Raw genomic sequence first — 16276 nt, 5'->3', positions numbered from 1 at the left:
CGGATCATGACAGACTCGCCCTCATGAGCGGGAAGGCGGACCCCCGGCCGGGGGACGGGAGCACCTCGAGGACACGGCTGGACCGGGGGCGCGGAGCCCTCGGACCCGCGCTGGAGCTCGTGCACACCGGACGTGCCCCGACCCGGGCCGTGCTCACCGCCGAGCTCGGCGTGACCCGGGCGACGGCCGGCGCGGTCGCCGCCGAGCTGGAGGCGCTCGGGCTGATCCGGGTCGACGCCCGGCCCGGCGCGGCGGCCGGCTCGCAGGGGCGGCCCTCGCACCGGCTGGCGGTCGCCGAGGACGGGCCCGTCGCCCTCGCCGCGCAGGTCCACGCCGACGGATTCCGGGCGGCACTGGTCGGACTGGGCGGCCGCATCGTCGCCACCGCGCCCGGCTGCGAGACCGTCGACGCCGACCCGGCGAAGGTGCTCGCCTCCGTCGTCACGGCGGGCGCCGAACTGCTCCGCGAGACCGGACGCCGATGCGTCGGCGCGGGCCTCGCCGTGCCGTCCGCCGTCGCCGAACCCGAGGGCCTGGCCCTCAACCCCCTGCACCTGGCCTGGCCCGCGGGCGCCCCCGTGCGGGACATCTTCGCCGAGCAGGTGCGCGCGGCCGGCATCGAGGGACCCGCCTTCGCCGCGAACGACGTCAACCTCGCCGCCCTCGCCGAGCACCGGCACGGCGCCGGACGCGGCTCCCGCGACCTGCTGTGCGTGGCCACCGGCCACCGGGGCGTCGGCGGCGCGCTCGTCCTCGACGGCCGCCTGCACCGGGGCAGTTCGGGCCTCGCCCTGGAGGTCGGCCACCTCACCGTGCACCCCGAGGGCCGCCCCTGCCACTGCGGCAGCCGCGGCTGCCTCGACGTGGAGACCGACCCGCTGGCCTTCCTCACGGAGGCCGGACGCGAACCGGGCCCCGAGGTGTCCCTGCTCCAGCAGTCCATCGACCTGATCCGCCACCACTACGACGACCCGGGCGTGCGCACCGCCGCCGAGGCCCTCATCGACCGGCTCGGCCTCGGACTCGCCGGCCTCGTCAACATCCTCAACCCGGACCGGATCATCCTCGGCGGCCTGCACCGCACCCTTCTGGACGCCGACCCGGCCCGCCTCCGCGCGGTCGTCGCCGACCGCAGCCTGTGGGGCCAGAGCGGCGGCGTCCCCATCCTCGCGTGCACCCTCGACCACAACAGCCTGGTCGGAGCGGCCGAACTCGCCTGGCAGCCGGTCCTGGACGATCCGCTGGGAGCCCTCACCGGCCGCACCTGACCCGGCGTCACCCGACCGCGCGGCCTCACGGGCGACGGCAACCCGACCCCACCGGTATCAGGCTTGGCCCCTCCGCTTCCGGGAAGGCGAGCCGTCGAGCGGGCAGGCTGGTGGGCACAGAGCACGCCCGCACCGCACCACCGAGGAAGTTGACGCAATGACCGACCAGCTCACCGTGAGCGTCCTGGGCACCGGCATCATGGGCGCCGCCATGGCCCGCAACCTCGCCCGGGCCGGGCACACCGTCCGCGCCTGGAACCGCACCCGGGCCAAGGCCGAACCCCTGGCCGCCGAGGGAGCCCACATCGCCGGCACGCCCGCCGAGGCGGTCCGGGGCGCCGACGTCGTCCTGACCATGCTCCACGACGGCCCGGCCGTGCTGCAGACGCTGCGCGAGGCCGCTCCCGACCTGCGCCCGGGCACCGCGTGGGTGCAGTCCACCACCGCCGGCCTCGACGACGTCGCCGAGCTGGCCGCCGTCGCCCGCGACCACGGCCTGGTCTTCTACGACGCCCCCGTCCTGGGCACCCGGCAGCCCGCCGAGGCCGGGAAGCTGACCGTGCTCGCCGCCGGGCCCGCCGAGGGCAGGGACCGGGTGACGCCGGTCTTCGACGCCGTCGGCGCGCGCACGGTCTGGACCGGCGAGGACGGGGCCGCGGCCGCCGCCACCCGGCTGAAGCTGGTCGCCAACAGCTGGGTCCTCGCCGTCACGGCCGCCGCCGGTGAGACACTCGCCCTCGCCAAGGCCCTCGACGTGGACCCGCGCGGCTTCTTCGACATCGTCGCGGGCGGTCCGCTCGACATGGGCTACCTGCGCGCCAAGTCCGACCTGGTCCTCGACGACCGGCTCACCCCGCCCCAGTTCGCGGTGAGCACCGCCGCCAAGGACGCCCGCCTGATCGTCCGGGCCGGCGCGGAGCACGGCGTCCGCCTGGACGTGGCCGAGGCCGCGGCCGCCCGCATGGAGCGCGCCGCCGCCCGGGGCCACGGCGACGAGGACATGGTCGCCGCCTACTTCGCCAGCTTCGACGACAACCCGTCCGCCTGAACACCCCGGAGGTTCCCCCATGTCCAAGCCGCCGCTGCCGCCCGAGGCCGAGGCCCTGCTGAGCCGGCCGAACCCGTGCGTCATGGCCACGCTGCGCTCCGACGGGGCGCCGGTCTCCACCGCCACCTGGTACGTGTGGAAGAACGGCCGCGTACTGATCAACCTCGACGCGGGCCGCGTCCGCCTCAAGCACCTGCGCCGCGACCCGCGCGTGACCCTCACGGTCCTCGCCGCCGACGACTGGTACACCCACGTCACCCTCATCGGCCGCGTCACCGAGATGTACGACGACGAGGGCCTGGCCGACATCGACACGCTCTCCCGGCACTACACCGGCAAGCCCTACCCGGAGCGGGCCCGGCCCCGGGTCAGCGCCTGGGTCGAGGTCGAACGCTGGCACGGCTGGGGCGCGATGAAGGACAGCGACCAGGCCTCCACCTGAGGTCAGCGCCGCCACTCGGTGCCGAACGCCCGCCCCGGGTTCTCCGTGAGGATCCGCCGCACCAGTTCCTCGCCCACGGCCTGGACGAGGCGCGGCCGCACCCGGCGCAGCAGGTACGGCATCCCGGGGCCGCCGTTCACCGAGCGGGCGGCGGCCGTGGTGGTGTCCGCGCCCAGCAGCAGCCGGTCGCCGAACCCGGCGTCGGCCAGGGCCCGTACGGCGTCCGGCATCCGCCAGTCCGTGGCGTGGTGCGCGCGTGACGGGCCGTCGAACGCCAGATGGCAGCCGGACTCGGCGGCCTGCCGGTGCGTCACGAGGTCGGGGGAGCGGTTCAGGTGCCCGAGCACCACCCGGTGCGGCGGCACCTCGAACCGCCCGCACAGCACGTCCAGGACGTCGAGGGCGCCGGTGCCCAGCTCCAGGTGCACGGCGATCGGCGCGCCCGTGGCGTGATGGGCCTCGGCGGCCGCCGCCAGGGTCCACCGGGCGTGCGCGTCGAGCGCGTGGAAGCCTCCGGCGACCTTCACCAGCCCGGCCCGCACCCCCGACGTCCCGATGCCGTCGGTGAGTTCGGCGACGAACACCTCGGCGAGCCGGCCGCGCAGCCGGGCGAGGGTGTCCTCGTCGTAGTGCGCGGCCTGGTGCAGTCCGGTCGCCGCCACCAGGTGCACGCCGGTCTCCCGGGACAGGGCAGGCAGATCCGCGGCCCGCCGCCCGAGCCCGTACGGCGTCCACTGCACCACGGCCCCGCCGCCCTGCTCCCGGAACGCGGTGAGTTCGGCCCGCGCCGCCGCCCCGCTGCGCAGCTCCTGGCCGGGCAGCCGGGGACTGCCGAAGAACAGGTGGTCGTGGGCGTCGCACACGCCCAGGTCCCCGGGGCGGACGTCCCCCAGCACCGTGCGGACCGCGCTCACCACCGGCGTCCCCGGCGGATCCGGTCCCGGCCCGGCGCCGACAGGTGCAGCACCTCGAAGACGTCGCCCTCGGTGCCGGCCGGCTCCTGGTCCCAGAGGGAGAACGTCACCAGCTCCCAGCGGCTGGTGTCGACGGCGGCCGCGGCGAGCAGGACCCCGTCCCGGCCCGCCAACCGCCGCGCCCCTCCCACCGCGTCCCCCGCGAGGTCCGCCAACAACCCGTCCCCCGGCAGCTGTTGCTCCCTCCTCACCGCGAACGACGGCTGCCCACCCGCCCCTTCCTCGTACGCCAGGCCCGTCCACTGCCGTGCCGACGGGCGCCCGAAGTCGTCGACGATGCCCTGGAACCCGCCGCCCCAGAGGAAGGCGTTCATGCCGTCGACGGTGTTCCAGAGGTAGAACGGCGCGTACGCGTTGACCGGCGAGCCGCGCCGACCGCGCTCGCGTATCAGATAGGCCTTGAGGCCGAGCCCGTCCCAGTCGTCCAGCAGATGACCCCGGCGGGCCACCCGGTCGCGGACGATGCCCATGTCGTAGTCGGCGGGCAGGGTGATCTCGTACTGCAGGGCGTGCATCCTTCGGTCTCCTCAGGGGGTCCGGGGCGCCAGCAGGGACAGCAGACCGCGCACGCCCGCGTCGAAAGCGGCGGGGGAGCCGGAGGCGCGGGCGAGGACGTACCCGCCCTGGACGGTCGCGACGACGGCCGCGGCGATCTCCTCGCCGTCGAGGCCGGACCCGAACTGCCCCTGCTCCCGGCCCTCTTCGACGAGCGCGGCGATCCGCCCGCGGAGCCAGCCGAGCGTCTCGTCGACGGGCGCGCGCAGTTCGGCGCTGGCCATCACGTCCGGGTCCATGGTCAGCCGGCCCACCGGGCAGCCCCGCAGCACGTCCCGCTCGCGCCGCAGATACGCCTCGATGCGCTCGTACGGCGTCCCGGGTCCGTCGAGCACGGCCGCGGCGGTGGCGCGCATCTCCTCGGCGGTGCGCCGGATCGCGGCCAGCGCGAGGTCGGGCTGCCCTTGAAGTGGTGGTACATGCTGCCCTGCCCGGCGCCCGAGCGCTCCAGGATCGCCTTCGGGCTGGTACCCACGTAACCGCGCTCCCACAGCAGGGCGCGAGTCGACTCGATCAGCCGCTCCGAGGTGCTCATGGCGGCACTGTACATACCAGTAGTTACAGAAGTCGAGGACGGCCGGAGCACGCGGACCGTGCGGCATACTCCCGGCGAGGTACGCACACAGCCGCCGCCCGTACGACGACCGCGGACCCGCTCCCGGACGACGCTCGGAGTACTACGCACTCCGGCACGCGAACGAGGAGAGGGACGACATGCAGACCCTGGCGCACTTCGGCGACGGCGGGCCCGGCCCGTGGATCCTGTTCTTTCCGGTCATCTGGGCGCTGGTCATCGGCGGCGGCATCGCACTGCTGCGCCGCACGGTGTGGCGTGGCCGCCGCGGCGGGCCCGCGCACCGGTCACCCGTGGACGAGCATTCGCCCATCGCGGTGCTGGGCCACCGTTTCGCCTCCGGCGAGATCGACGAGGACGAGTACTGGCGCCGCCTGTCCGTCCTGACGGAGGAGTTCGGCCCCACAAAGGGCACTCCCTGACCAGGCCGACCACCCCGACTCCGCGGCGGCGGCCCGCCACCCCCACGCCCCGCAAGCCGCCAACGGCGATCCCCACCCACAGGCGACCTCGACGCCTCGATCGGCCGTTACGGGCGGCGCGTGGGTGGGTGAAGGCCCACGCAACGCTCGGAAAGCCGCCAACGGCGATCCCCACCCACAGGCGACCTCGACGCCTCGACCGGCCGCTTCGGGCGGCGCGTGGGTGGGTGAAGGTCCGCAGCGCCCCGTAAGCCGCCCACGGCGATCACCACCCACGGACAACCCCGCCCCCTCGACCGGCCGTTACGGCTGGCGCATGGGTGGGCCAAGGCCCGTCGCGCGACCCCGCGGGGACGGGGACGGTGGTCACCGCCCGGTCAGCCGGCAACGGCGGACCGGGCGGGAGCATGTTCGGGCCGGAGCACGTCGGCGGACGCCCCGACCTCGGCGAACCGGCGCGCGGGTTTCTCCTGGACCGCGCGCCGCCGGCGCGTCGGCGCCGCGACCGCCGGAGCGGACGTCGGCAGGGTGAACCACACGACCTTGCCCGACTCACCGTCCGGCCGGACGCCCCAGCTCTCGCTCATGGCGGCGACCATCGCCAGCCCGCGACCACAGGTCGCCAGCGGCTCGGCGTCGTCGACCACGGGCATCCGCGGATCGCCGTCGCGCACGGAGACGGTGAGCCGGTCGAGCAGCAGCTCTATCTCCACGGTGCATGTCTTGTCGGGCTGGGCGTGCCGGTGGACGTTGGACAGCAACTCCGTCACACCGAGCGAGGCCCGGTCGATCAGAGCGTCCAGATGCCAGTAGCGCAATTGCGCAGATACGATTCTGCGGACCTGGCCGATCCGCGACGGCAGGGCTTGGAGCTCCACCGTGCAGTGCCTGCTTGGGTAGCTGATCACGGCTGCGACTCCCCGACGTGAGGTCCGGAAGAACACGGAGTTCGGATCCAGCAGGGCGCCTTCGTGACACTGCCGCCCGCTGTCGTGGCCGGCGGGCTGGTTCGCAGCGTTATCGCCGGTAAACCCAGAGTGACGTGAGACCAGAGTGACGCAGGGGGTGAGGGAGCGCAACTCGCGGACATCTCAGTCGCCACGCCCCGCCGCCCGGCGCACGGCCTCGATGAAGCGCCGCGCGGCCGGCGGCCCCGGTTCCCCCGGGGCGGGATCGTGCTCGCCCAGGGTGAGCAGGTACCGGTTGCCGTTGAGGTCGGCCGTCGCCCGGTCCTCGGGCCCGAACCAGGGCCTGGAGGCCCGCACCGCCTGCACCGGGGCGCTGTCGATCTCGCTGCCGTAGCTGGTCAGCAACTCGACCCGGCCGCCGCTGATCCGGACCTGTCCGGCCCGGGTGAGCGAACGCAGCCGCTTCCCGATCCGCACGCCCGTGGCCTCGAACTCCGGCTCCGCCATGCCACCCGCCCCCTTGTGCGCGTCGGTGTACCGGCCCGCTCCGCGCGGCGCCCGGTACGGGCTCGTGTCCTGGTCCAGTGTGCCCCGTCCGGGAACCGCTCCTGCCCGGGTGGCGCCCCGCGTCCGCCGCGACGCGCCGCTCCGGTGCTGCGTCGTGCCCTGCCGGGAACCTCGGCCCGAAACCGTCCGGAACCTCGGCCCCGCGGTGAAGTCTGCCCCCACCCGGCGCCGAGCACCAGTACGTGCGAGCGCTTCGGCCGGGGGCGCCCGCAGCACACTCGCGAATGCGCCCCCGGGACCGCGCGCCCCCTTGCACCGGCCTCTGCCCCAGGGGGCGCTTTGGGGGGCTCAAAGGTGCGTTTATGCAGGTGAGAAGCGTGCGCCGGGTGCCTATGATCGAGGGGTCGGCCGCGCGATCCGTCGTCGGCGCGCAGCGTTAGGAGCCCCCCTCGTGAGCACTCCCCAGCAGACCCGCACCGGCGTGACCCTCGACGTCGACCACAGTGACACCGGATACCGCGCGTGGCTGAAAGAGGCCGTCCGCAGGGTCCAGGCCGACGCCAACCGGTCGGCCGACACCCACCTGCTCCAGTTCCCGCTGCCGGAGAGCTGGGGCATCGACCTGTACCTCAAGGACGAGTCCACCCACCCCACCGGCAGCCTCAAGCACCGGCTCGCCCGCTCGCTGTTCCTGTACGGCCTGTGCAATGGCTGGATCCGGCCGGGCAGACCGGTGATCGAGGCCTCCAGCGGGTCGACGGCCGTCTCCGAGGCGTACTTCGCGAAGCTGATCGGCGTGCCCTTCATCGCCGTCATGCCGCGCACGACGAGCGCCGAAAAGATCCGCCTCATCGAATTCCACTCCGGCACCTGCCACTTCGTGGACGACCCGCGCACCATGTACGAGGAGTCCGCCCGCCTCGCGGCCGAGACGGGCGGCCACTACATGGACCAGTTCACCTACGCCGAACGCGCCACGGACTGGCGCGGGAACAACAACATCGCCGAATCCATCTTCCGCCAGCTCCGGATGGAGCGGTTCCCCGAGCCGGCGTGGATCGTCGCCACGGCGGGCACGGGCGGCACGTCCGCGACCCTCGCGCGCTACGTCCACTACATGCAGTACGACACCCGCGTCTGCGTGGCCGACCCCGAGAACTCCTGCTTCTTCGACGGCTGGACCACCGGCGATCCGGACGTCACGTGCGACTGCGGCTCCCGGATCGAAGGCATCGGCCGGCCCCGGATGGAACCGAGCTTCGTACCCGGCGCGATCGACCGGATGATGAAGGTGCCCGACGCGGCCAGCGTCGCCGCCGTCCGGGCTCTGGAACGCGCCATCGGCCGCAAGGCGGGCGGATCGACGGGCACGGGCCTGTGGAGCGCGCTGAAGATCGTCGCGGAGATGGTGTCCGAGGGGCGGCAGGGGAGTGTCGTGACCCTGCTGTGCGACCCCGGGGACCGGTACCTCGACAAGTACTACTCGGACGGCTGGCTCGCCGGGCAGGGGCTGGACATCGCGCCCTACACCGCCGCCATCGACACGTTCCTGGAGACGGGCACCTGGCCCTGCTGAGGCCCGGTCCTCAGGCCGTGAGCCGCCACCCCTCGACGATCGCCCGCGCCCCGGGCGCGTTGGTGACGTCGACGCGGTAGGCGTACACCTCGGGTGCCTCGGCCAGACGTGCCGTACGGGAGCGGTTTCGACGAAGTCGAGACCCTCGGGGCGCAGTCGGTGAGCCATGGACGGAGGCCTCCTCGCACAGCCGGACGGTGAGCGCCGGGGGCGTCACCCTGGCCGGCGCCCCGTCAGATGTCCGCATCCTCGTCGGGCTCCGGCTCCCCGGCCACGACCAGCCGCCGCAGGTGCTCCGCGACCACCCCGCGCGCCTCGTCCGGCAGGCCGGCGTCGGTCACCAGCGTGTCGACCCGCTCCAGCGAGGCGAACGAACTCAGGCCGACCTTGCCCCACTTGGTGTGGTCGGCGACGACCACGACCCGCCGCGCCGACTGCACGAGCCGCCGGTTGGTCTCGGCCTCCGCGAGGTTCGGCGTCGACAGCCCCGCCTCGACCGATATGCCGTGCACGCCGAGGAACAGCAGGTCGAAGTGGAGCGCCGCGATCGCCTGGTCGGCCACCGGCCCCACCAGCGAGTCGGACGGCGTGCGCACGCCCCCGGTCAGTACGACCGTGGCGGCACCCTGCCGGGGGCCCGAGCTGCGCTGGGCGGCGTGGAAGACGTCGGCGACCCGCACCGAGTTGGTGACCACCGTGAGGTCGGGGACGTCCAGCAGCTGGTGCGCCAGGGCGTACGTCGTCGTGCCGCCGGACAGGGCGATCGCCGCGCCCGGCGCGACCAGCCTGGCCGCCGCCCGGGCGATGTCCTCCTTGGCCGTCAGCTCCAGTCCCGACTTGGCCTCGAACCCCGGCTCGTGCGTGCTCGCCTCGACCACCGGGACCGCGCCGCCGTGCACCTTCTCCAGGACGCCCTGGCGGGCGAGCGCGTCGAGGTCGCGGCGGACCGTCATGTCCGACACGCCGAGCTTGCGCGTCAGCTCGTTGACCCGGACCCCGCCCCGGCGGCGGACCTCGTCGAGGATCAGGGAGCGCCGCTGCTCCGCGAGGAGGTTCTGATTCTCGCTCACGTACGCTCCGGTCCTTTCGCCTCAATGCCGTCCGACACGCCCGGCGCACCCTCCCGGACCGGGGCATTCTCCCCCGGGCTCCGGTGCGCGGACGTCCCATCCTCGCATGGCGTGCCACGGAGGGCCCCACCACCCGCTCGTCGCGCACATGTCATTCCGGGCTCGACTCGCGCACGGCTTCGTCACGGAAGGGGGAGATTCCGTGACAGCAGGTGTGCGGCGCCCCGGAAGGGGGATCCTTGTGCCCGCACAGGCAGAGCCGACGGCGTGTCACGGGGGAAGTGCGCATCAGTGGAACGTACGCAGGAACACGCGGCGACCGGCGGACCGGACGGTTCCGCCGCACGGGCGGGCGAGACCGGGGCCGCCCTGGAACTCCTGGTCCACGGCGTGGGCGGCACCACGCCCCAGGACATGCTGGGCGATCCGCGGACCGTGCGGATCACCGGCGACGACACCGCGGCCGTCTTCCGGCGCGCCGACGACGTCGACGCGGAGCACGGCCGCGGCGCCGGACGCCGCGACGGGCCGGTGCCCGAGGCCTACGTCTGGTGCAACCTCACCTCCGGCAACGGCACCCGGGCCCTGTGGCTGCTGCTGTTGCCGTTCATGGTCGTCAACCTCGCCCACTGGATGCGCCCCAGCGCCCGCGACCGCCGCCGGACCGTACGCCTGTACGGCCTGCTGGTACGGCTGGCCGGGCTCACCCTCACGGTGCTGCTCGTCGCCGCCGCCTGCGAGGTCGCCCTCGACCTGACGGCCTGGCAGTGCGCGGGCACGGCCGCCTGCGCCGACCGCCACTCCTGGCTCGGCTTCCTCTCGCCCACCGTCTCCGACGGCGGCTGGTGGAGCGCCCCGGGCCGCAGGCTCGCCCTCGCCGCCGTGGTCCCCACCGCCCTGACCGGCCTGCTGTGGTACCTGTCCCGGCGCACCTGGAGCGACTACGAGTCCCAGCAGCCGATCGCCCGCGACCCGGAGCCCGACGAGGACCCGGGGCCGACCGCGCTCGGCCGCCCCGGGTTCTGGTACGGACGCCGGCTGGTGGCCCGGCTGCGCGCCGCGCACACCGCCGCCGGACTGCTCACCGTCGCCGCCGCGGTCGCCAGCGCCGCCGTCCGCCGGGACCGCGCGCCCGGCGGCCCGGCCCTCCTGTACACCCTCGGCCTGCTCCTGGAAGCGGCCCTGGCGGCCTGCGCGGTCGCCGTCGTCTGGGTGGTGTGCCGCAGGGGCCGCAGCGAGAACCGGCTCGACCGGAAACTCGACGAACGCTCCGTACGCCGCCTGCCTCCGGTCGCGCTCGTCCTGCTCGCCCTCACCCTGCTGTACGCGGGATGGGACCGCCCCGGATGGCGGTCGGACGGCCGGCTGCCCGGCGACACGGCCTTCGGCGCCGTCGCCCTCGTCCAGGGCCTGCTCGTGGTGCTCCTCGCGGCCGTCGCCCACACCCTGCACCGCACCGCCCCCGACCGGCGGGCCGTGCTGCGGGGCCTGGGCGGACCGGCCGTCGCCCTGCTGGCCTGCGCCCTCGGCGGGGTGATGTCCGGCGGCGTCGCGCAGCGCGTCTCCGACTGGCTGGACGGCACCGGCGCGTCGATCGACGGCCCCCCGGTCCTGCTGACCTGGCAGGCGTCCGTGATCCCGCCCCTGCTCCTGGTACTGCTGGGGCTGTTCGGCTGGCTGGCCCACCGCGCCTGGACCCTCGCCCGCGCCGAGCGCGACGCGGTGGCCCGCGACTACCCGGACGAGAACCTGGACCGCGCCCGCACCCGCCGTATCGCCTCCACCCGGGCGATGGCCTCCCTCACCGACCGGGGGCCCCGGATCGTCGCCGTCACCTCCGGTGTCACCCTGCTGCTCGGCGCGGGCGCCCTCGTCGGCGCCCTCACCACCGACGAGACGCCGGGCGAGGCCGCCCAGGGCACCACCCCCGTCGTCCACGGCGCCGCCGAGACCGCCCAGGCCCTCGGCTCCTGGCTGATCGGCCTCGGGTTCATCCTCTTCGTCACCTGGGGCCGCCGCGCCTACAAGGACGCCGCCGCCCGCCGCACCATCGGCATCCTGTGGGACGTCGGCACCTTCTGGCCCCGCGCCGCCCACCCCTTCGCACCGCCCTGCTACGCCGAGCGCGCGGTGCCCGACCTGACCTGGCGGATGGCGACCTGGACCCGCGCCACCGGCGGACGGCTGGTCATCTCCGGGCACTCCCAGGGCAGCGTCCTCGCCGCCGCCGCGGCCTGGCAACTCGCCCCGTCGGACCGCAGACGCGTCGCCCTCCTGACCTACGGCTCCCCGCTGGAGCGCCTCTACGGCCGCTGGTTCCCGGCGCACTTCGGGCCCGCCGCGCTCAGCTCCCTGCACCGGGACGTCGACTGCTGGCGCAACCTGTACCGGCTCACCGACCCCATCGGCGGCCCGATGCGCCTGCCCGGCGACGGCGGCCCGCAGGTCGACCACCCGCCCCTGAAGGACCCCCTCGCCTACGGCCGCACCGACCTGCTGCCGCTGCCCGCGCCCATCCTCGGCCACTCCGACTACCAGGCGGACCCGGTCTTCGCCGAGGAACGCCGCCTGCTGCTGGCCCGGCTGCGGCCCGGGGTGCCCGCACCGCGCGACACACCCGAACCGCCCGCCGCCTAGCGGCGGTTCAGAGCAGCTCGGGGAGATCCTCGGCGTAGAGCAGCGTCAGGTCGTCCGTGCTCGGCTCCGCGAGCTGGGCGACCCGGCTCGCGTGCCGCTCCACCATCGCCTCGAACGTCTGCCGCGCCGTACGGCCGTTGCCGAACGCCGGGCCCTTCGGGAGCCGCGTGAAGTACGTCCGCAGCGCCTCGTCCGCACCCGGCGCGAGCCGGTACTCGTGCTCCTCGGCCTGCTGCTCCACGATCCGCAGCAGGTCCTCCGGGCCGTAGTCGCTGAAGGTGATGGTCCGCGAGAAGCGGGACGCCACCCCGGGGTTGACCGACAGGAAACGCTCCATCTCGGCGGTGTAGCCCGCGACGATCACCACGACCGCGTCCCGGTGGTCCTCCATCAGCTTCACCAGCGTGTCGATGGCCTCCTTGCCGAAGTCGCGGCCCGCGTCCTCCGGGGACAGCGCGTACGCCTCGTCGATGAACAGCACGCCGCCGCGCGCCTTCTCGAACGCCTCCTGCGTGCGGATGGCCGTGGAGCCGATGTGCTCCCCGACCAGGTCGACCCGGGACACCTCCACCAGGTGGCCCTTCTCCAGCACCCCGAGGGAGGCGAGGATCTCGCCGTACAGGCGCGCGACGGTGGTCTTGCCGGTGCCGGGGGAGCCGGTGAAGACCAGGTGCCGCTTGACCGACGCCGCCTTCAGGCCCGCCTGCTGCCGCCGGCGGCCCACCTCGATCATGTCCGTGAGGGCGCGCACCTCCCGCTTGACGCTCTCCAGGCCCACCAGCGCGTCCAGTTCGCCGAGGACGTCCTTGGAGTCGCGGGACGGCGGCGCGGGCTCCGCGACCGGGGCCGGGGACTCCGGTTCGGCGCGCTGCCCCGGGACCGCGCTCAGCAGGCCGGGGGAGTGGCCCGCCGTCTGCACGACCGGCTCCGGCGCCGCCGCCGGCGCCCGCAGCCCCACGCTCTCGTCGCTGGTGCAGTCCTCCACGACGGGCCCCGTCCCGGACGCCGCGTCCCCGCCGCCGTCCGCGAACTCGTAGCCGCCGCGCGCGCACCGCTCCGTGCGGCACTTGCGCAGGGTCGTGCGGCTGCCGTCGATCACGTGGAAGCCGTAGCCGCCGCTGCCCGTCACACGGCAGTTCACGAAGCTGCCGCGGCCCCCCGCCGAGACGTAGACACCCGCCTCCGCCGGGGAGTCGACCGTGCAGCGCTCCACGGTCGGGTCGGCTCCCTTGGTGACGATCACGCCGGTCTGGGTGCCGTCGATCGTGCAGTTCCCGAGCGTGCCGCCGCTGCCGTGGTCGCGGAACCAGGCGCCCGTCGCCGCGTCCCGGATCCGGCAGTCGTCGAGCTGCGCGGTCGCGCCGTCGCTCACCGACACGGCCGTGTTGCGCACCTGCGACAGGTCGCTGTCCACCACGTCGGCCCGTGAGCCGCGGTCGAGCACGAACAGGGCGTCCGGCACGTCGTGCACCCGGCAGGAGTCCAGGACGGCGGTGGCGCCGTCGCTGACCCACACCGCCGGGTAGTCGCCCGTGCTGTCGAAGATCTCGCACTGGTTGGCGTCCACGCGCGTGCCCGGGTCCCACACCGACAGGCCGTTGCGCCCGAACTGCCGCACCGTGGTGCGCGTCAGCGTGAGGACCGAGCGGGAGCGCAGGTCGACCGCGTTCTCCGGGATGTCGTGGATACGGCAGTCGGCGAGCGTCAGCACCGCGTCCGTGTCGAGCGTGACCCCGTCGGCCGTCGTGCGGTGCACATCGCAGTCGGTGAGGTGCGCCGTGGCCCGGCCGGTGATGTGCACACCGCTGCCCCGCACCTCGTAGATCTCGCAGCCCACCGCCTCCAGCGCCGAGTTCTCCCCGGTCGCCGACAGGCCCGAGCCCGAGGCGTGGTGCACCTTGCAGCGCTCCAGCCGGGGGTGGGCGCCGCCGCGCACCGCCACGCCCGCCTGGCCGGCCGCGACGACCTCGCACTCCTCGAACACCCCGCCCGCGCCGTCCAGTACGGCGATGCCGACGCCCGCCGGATTGTCGACCGCGCAGCGCCGGACCGTGGGCCGGGCACTGCCGCGCACCTCGATCCCGGCGGCGGACCGCGTCACCACCCGCACGTCCCGCAGCTCCGGGGTGCCCTCCTCCACCAGCACGGCCGGGGAGGCCGCGTCCTGGCCCTCCACGTACAGGTCCTGGACCACCGCCGAGGCCCGCACGGTCAGCGGCACCCCGTCCACGGGCGCGATCCGCACCGAGCCCGGCGCGTTCTCCGGACCGCGCAGGGTCACCGCCCGCTGCACGACGAGGTTCTCCCGGTAGGTGCCGGGGGCGACGGTGAGGACGTCGCCGTCGGCCGCGGCCTCCAGGGCGGCGGCGAGCGATGCGTACTCACCCGTGCGGCGCCGCCACCGCGACGTGCCGGTGTGCGTCACCTGGACCGTGCCCTGTGCCATGGTGTAGCTGTGCCCCCACCTCGGTCGTACTGATGGCTCGTTCGCCCTCGGGGCGGGCCGGGCGGTGCCGGGACCGCGGCGTATTCCGGCCCGGCGGGCCGGTCGCGCGCGGCGTCGACACCCGGCGCGCCCCTCCTGCTCGCTCGCACGCGGGTTGTGCCGAACGGTTCGGCCGGACCACCGTAGCGTGCGCGCGGGTGGTGGGTTGACCAGAGCCGGAAGGCTGTCAGCTGCCGGTGCCCGTCCTGCCCCAGTCCGGGCCCGCCCTGTCCCATGCCTGGTCCCAACGGGCGTACCGGCGGCGGACCATGCGCCAGACGATCAGCCGTCTGCCGCCCTCGACGAGGCCGCCGGCCACCAGGGCCGCGCCGAAGCCGGCGAGGACCGCGTGCGTCGACGCCGTCGCGGAGTCCAGCGGACGGGCCACCATCCGGCCGTGCCGGTCGGTCCAGATGCGGAACACCTCACCCGGCCGCGGGTCCTTCAGGCCCGCAAGCACCGGGCCCCGGCGGGCGGTGCCGTCGGGGGCGGTCCAGTCGGCGAGGACGCGCGTGCGCATGTCCCGGCCGGTCGACGTCTCGGGGTCGACGTCCAGCGGGGAGCGGTCCAGCTCGCGGACCACGGTGGCCGTCACCAGGTGCCGCGCCCGGTGCTGTTCGCGCACGGAGCGCTGCAAGGCGTCCTGTGCGGCGCCGCCGGCGAGGACTCCGGCCAGCGGGGCGGCCAGCAGGACGAGCAGCAGGGCTGCCAGCGCCACCCAGGCCTCGGCCAGATCGGTCGCGCGGCACAGCGGATTGCGCCGCCAGCGCCAGAGTCCGCTGATCGCTCGCACCGCCCGCACCCCCTTCCCGCTCCGTGATAACCCCCGGCGGAGCCGCCCACGAGCGGAATCCGCCGAGAGAGAGCGAGATCACCTCTCCCGGCCTCTCGTGAACGTCTCCCACCACGCCAACGCCCGGTCCGGCGGCGCGGTTCCCGCCCGGCGGCGGCGATGGTGGCGCCCGCGCTATCCGAGGATCGTGACGGGGTCGCCGAGCCGGATGGTGCCGCGCGACTGCGGCACCAGGTTCTGCCCGAAGACCAGCTTCCCGTCCAGCCGCCGGTGCTGCCCGAGGCTGTGCAGCGGTTCCCGGCCGCGCTCGCCCGAGCCCTGGTCGGTGGTGGTCACCACGCAGCGCCCGCACGGCTTGGCGACGCGGAAGGTCACCTCCCCGACGGCGATGAGCGACCAGTGGTCCTCGGCCCAGGCGTCGGTGCCCGCCACGACCACGTTGGGCCGGAAGCGGTCCATGGGCAGCGGGCCCTCCTGCGCGTGATCCCCCTGCGCGATCAGGGAGTTGAGGGCGTCGAGCGAGGCCGTCGTGGTGAGCAGCAGGGGGAAGCCGTCGGCGAAGGAGACCGTCTCGCCGGGGCGGGCGTAGCGGGGGTCGACCGGCCGGCGTGTGGCGGGGTCGTCCATGTAGGCGAGACGGGCGCCGATGCCCAGGTAGCGGCTGCACCAGGCGTGTGCCGCCTCGCCCTCGGCCGGCACCGCGTCGACCTTGTCGTTGAAGATCTGCACCGGCACCGTGCCGAGCGGCCGGGGGACCGGCACCGTCAGCGGTTCCATGCCGGGCGCGGACAGCCGGACGCCGCCGTCCGGCAGGAGCTCGGCGGCGGCCAGTGCGAGGCGCGGCTGCCGGCGCTGCGTGACGACCTTTCCCCCGTCGTCGACGAGCAGCCAGCGCCGGTCTCCGGCCAGCCCCCAGGGCTCCACGACGGCCTCCCGGGGCGCGAGGCCCCGGACCGCCTTGACCGGATGGACGTGAATCGCGTGCAGGTGTGCGTTCCCCATGGGGCTATCGTGCCA

General features: G+C 74.7%; 14 protein-coding genes and 2 pseudogenes. 6 read left to right on the top strand and 10 right to left on the bottom strand.

Features of this window, described 5'->3' with window-relative positions; genetic code table 11:
• The first annotated feature begins 23 nt into the window (after positions 1 to 23).
• The 3 genes from CHR28_RS03935 to CHR28_RS03925 all read left to right on the top strand — a co-directional run bounded on the left by CHR28_RS03935 (position 24) and on the right by CHR28_RS03925 (position 2758).
• The gene (locus CHR28_RS03935) at positions 24 to 1268 is read left to right on the top strand and encodes an ROK family protein (RefSeq protein ID WP_094052007.1); all 1245 of its coding nucleotides are present in this window, start codon (positions 24 to 26) and stop codon (positions 1266 to 1268) included.
• Between the two features lie 157 nt (positions 1269 to 1425).
• Positions 1426 to 2316, top strand: a complete 891-nt coding sequence (locus CHR28_RS03930; protein ID WP_094052006.1) for an NAD(P)-dependent oxidoreductase — start codon at positions 1426 to 1428, stop codon at positions 2314 to 2316.
• A gap of 19 nt (positions 2317 to 2335) precedes the next feature.
• Entirely contained in the window at positions 2336 to 2758 is a 423-nt protein-coding gene (locus tag CHR28_RS03925) for a PPOX class F420-dependent oxidoreductase (RefSeq protein WP_094052005.1), read from the top strand.
• 2 nt (positions 2759 to 2760) lie between these two features.
• Here the strand turns inward: CHR28_RS03925 and CHR28_RS03920 are convergent, their stop codons facing one another.
• The 3 genes and pseudogenes from CHR28_RS03920 to CHR28_RS03910 all read right to left on the bottom strand — a co-directional run bounded on the left by CHR28_RS03920 (position 2761) and on the right by CHR28_RS03910 (position 4837).
• Positions 2761 to 3672, bottom strand: coding sequence for a phosphotriesterase family protein (locus CHR28_RS03920; RefSeq protein WP_094052146.1), 912 nt, complete (start codon positions 3670 to 3672; stop codon positions 2761 to 2763).
• Entirely contained in the window at positions 3669 to 4247 is a 579-nt protein-coding gene (locus tag CHR28_RS03915) for a DUF4865 family protein (protein WP_094052004.1), read from the bottom strand. Before CHR28_RS03915 ends, CHR28_RS03920 begins: the two co-directional genes overlap by 4 nt.
• 12 nt (positions 4248 to 4259) lie before the next feature.
• Positions 4260 to 4837: pseudogene (locus tag CHR28_RS03910) on the bottom strand (TetR/AcrR family transcriptional regulator).
• Between the two features lie 164 nt (positions 4838 to 5001).
• Between CHR28_RS03910 and CHR28_RS03905 the strand changes: the two are divergent.
• Positions 5002 to 5283 (top strand): SHOCT domain-containing protein, encoded by a 282-nt coding sequence (locus tag CHR28_RS03905; protein ID WP_094052003.1) that lies wholly within the window; start codon positions 5002 to 5004, stop codon positions 5281 to 5283.
• A gap of 377 nt (positions 5284 to 5660) precedes the next feature.
• On the opposite strand, the gene CHR28_RS03900 is transcribed toward CHR28_RS03905, so the two are convergent.
• On the bottom strand, positions 5661 to 6161 hold the full coding sequence (locus CHR28_RS03900; RefSeq protein WP_094052145.1) for an ATP-binding protein: 501 nt from the start codon (positions 6159 to 6161) through the stop codon (positions 5661 to 5663).
• 213 nt (positions 6162 to 6374) lie between these two features.
• The gene (locus tag CHR28_RS03895) at positions 6375 to 6698 is read right to left on the bottom strand and encodes a hypothetical protein (protein ID WP_094052002.1); all 324 of its coding nucleotides are present in this window, start codon (positions 6696 to 6698) and stop codon (positions 6375 to 6377) included.
• Between the two features lie 451 nt (positions 6699 to 7149).
• Between CHR28_RS03895 and CHR28_RS03890 the strand changes: the two genes are divergently transcribed.
• Complete coding sequence (locus CHR28_RS03890; RefSeq protein WP_094052001.1) at positions 7150 to 8274, top strand: PLP-dependent cysteine synthase family protein; 1125 nt, start codon at positions 7150 to 7152, stop codon at positions 8272 to 8274.
• Between the two features lie 16 nt (positions 8275 to 8290).
• Here the strand turns inward: CHR28_RS03890 and CHR28_RS38895 are convergent.
• Positions 8291 to 8389 (bottom strand): annotated as a pseudogene (locus CHR28_RS38895) (SRPBCC family protein); the annotation flags it as partial.
• 118 nt (positions 8390 to 8507) lie between these two features.
• Complete coding sequence (locus tag CHR28_RS03880) at positions 8508 to 9344, bottom strand: DeoR/GlpR family DNA-binding transcription regulator (protein ID WP_094052000.1); 837 nt, start codon at positions 9342 to 9344, stop codon at positions 8508 to 8510.
• 291 nt (positions 9345 to 9635) lie between these two features.
• Here CHR28_RS03880 and CHR28_RS03875 point away from each other — a divergent pair, with 291 nt between their 5' ends.
• Positions 9636 to 11981 carry a hypothetical protein gene (locus tag CHR28_RS03875; RefSeq protein ID WP_094051999.1) on the top strand — a complete coding sequence of 782 codons (2346 nt, stop codon included), beginning with the start codon at positions 9636 to 9638 and terminating at the stop codon, positions 11979 to 11981.
• Between the two features lie 7 nt (positions 11982 to 11988).
• Here CHR28_RS03875 and CHR28_RS03870 read toward each other — a convergent pair whose 3' ends face one another.
• The 3 genes from CHR28_RS03870 to CHR28_RS03860 all read right to left on the bottom strand — a co-directional run bounded on the left by CHR28_RS03870 (position 11989) and on the right by CHR28_RS03860 (position 16261).
• Positions 11989 to 14427, bottom strand: coding sequence for a right-handed parallel beta-helix repeat-containing protein (locus tag CHR28_RS03870; protein ID WP_094051998.1), 2439 nt, complete (start codon positions 14425 to 14427; stop codon positions 11989 to 11991).
• Between the two features lie 226 nt (positions 14428 to 14653).
• Complete coding sequence (locus tag CHR28_RS03865; protein WP_094052144.1) at positions 14654 to 15259, bottom strand: Rv1733c family protein; 606 nt, start codon at positions 15257 to 15259, stop codon at positions 14654 to 14656.
• A 174-nt stretch (positions 15260 to 15433) separates the two neighbouring features.
• The gene (locus tag CHR28_RS03860; protein ID WP_094051997.1) at positions 15434 to 16261 is read right to left on the bottom strand and encodes an MOSC domain-containing protein; all 828 of its coding nucleotides are present in this window, start codon (positions 16259 to 16261) and stop codon (positions 15434 to 15436) included.
• Positions 16262 to 16276 lie beyond the last annotated feature (15 nt).

Source organism: Streptomyces sp. XY006 (genome assembly GCF_002237655.1).
In the GTDB taxonomy this organism is placed as follows: domain Bacteria; phylum Actinomycetota; class Actinomycetes; order Streptomycetales; family Streptomycetaceae; genus Streptomyces; species Streptomyces levis.
The sequence above is the reverse complement of the archived record's forward strand: the minus strand, read 5'-3'. Positions and strand labels throughout refer to the sequence as shown.

Excerpts from the sequence above, each read along its gene's own strand:
- CHR28_RS03935 (WP_094052007.1), top strand. The coding sequence starts at position 24 with ATGAGCGGGAAGGCGGACCCCCGGCCGGGGGACGGGAGCACCTCGAGG.
- CHR28_RS03930 (WP_094052006.1), top strand. The coding sequence starts at position 1,426 with ATGACCGACCAGCTCACCGTGAGCGTCCTGGGCACCGGCATCATGGGC.
- CHR28_RS03925 (WP_094052005.1), top strand. The coding sequence starts at position 2,336 with ATGTCCAAGCCGCCGCTGCCGCCCGAGGCCGAGGCCCTGCTGAGCCGG.
- CHR28_RS03915 (WP_094052004.1), bottom strand. The coding sequence starts at position 4,247 with ATGCACGCCCTGCAGTACGAGATCACCCTGCCCGCCGACTACGACATG.
- CHR28_RS03905 (WP_094052003.1), top strand. The coding sequence starts at position 5,002 with ATGCAGACCCTGGCGCACTTCGGCGACGGCGGGCCCGGCCCGTGGATC.
- CHR28_RS03895 (WP_094052002.1), bottom strand. The coding sequence starts at position 6,698 with ATGGCGGAGCCGGAGTTCGAGGCCACGGGCGTGCGGATCGGGAAGCGG.
- CHR28_RS03870 (WP_094051998.1), bottom strand. The coding sequence starts at position 14,427 with ATGGCACAGGGCACGGTCCAGGTGACGCACACCGGCACGTCGCGGTGG.
- CHR28_RS03860 (WP_094051997.1), bottom strand. The coding sequence starts at position 16,261 with ATGGGGAACGCACACCTGCACGCGATTCACGTCCATCCGGTCAAGGCG.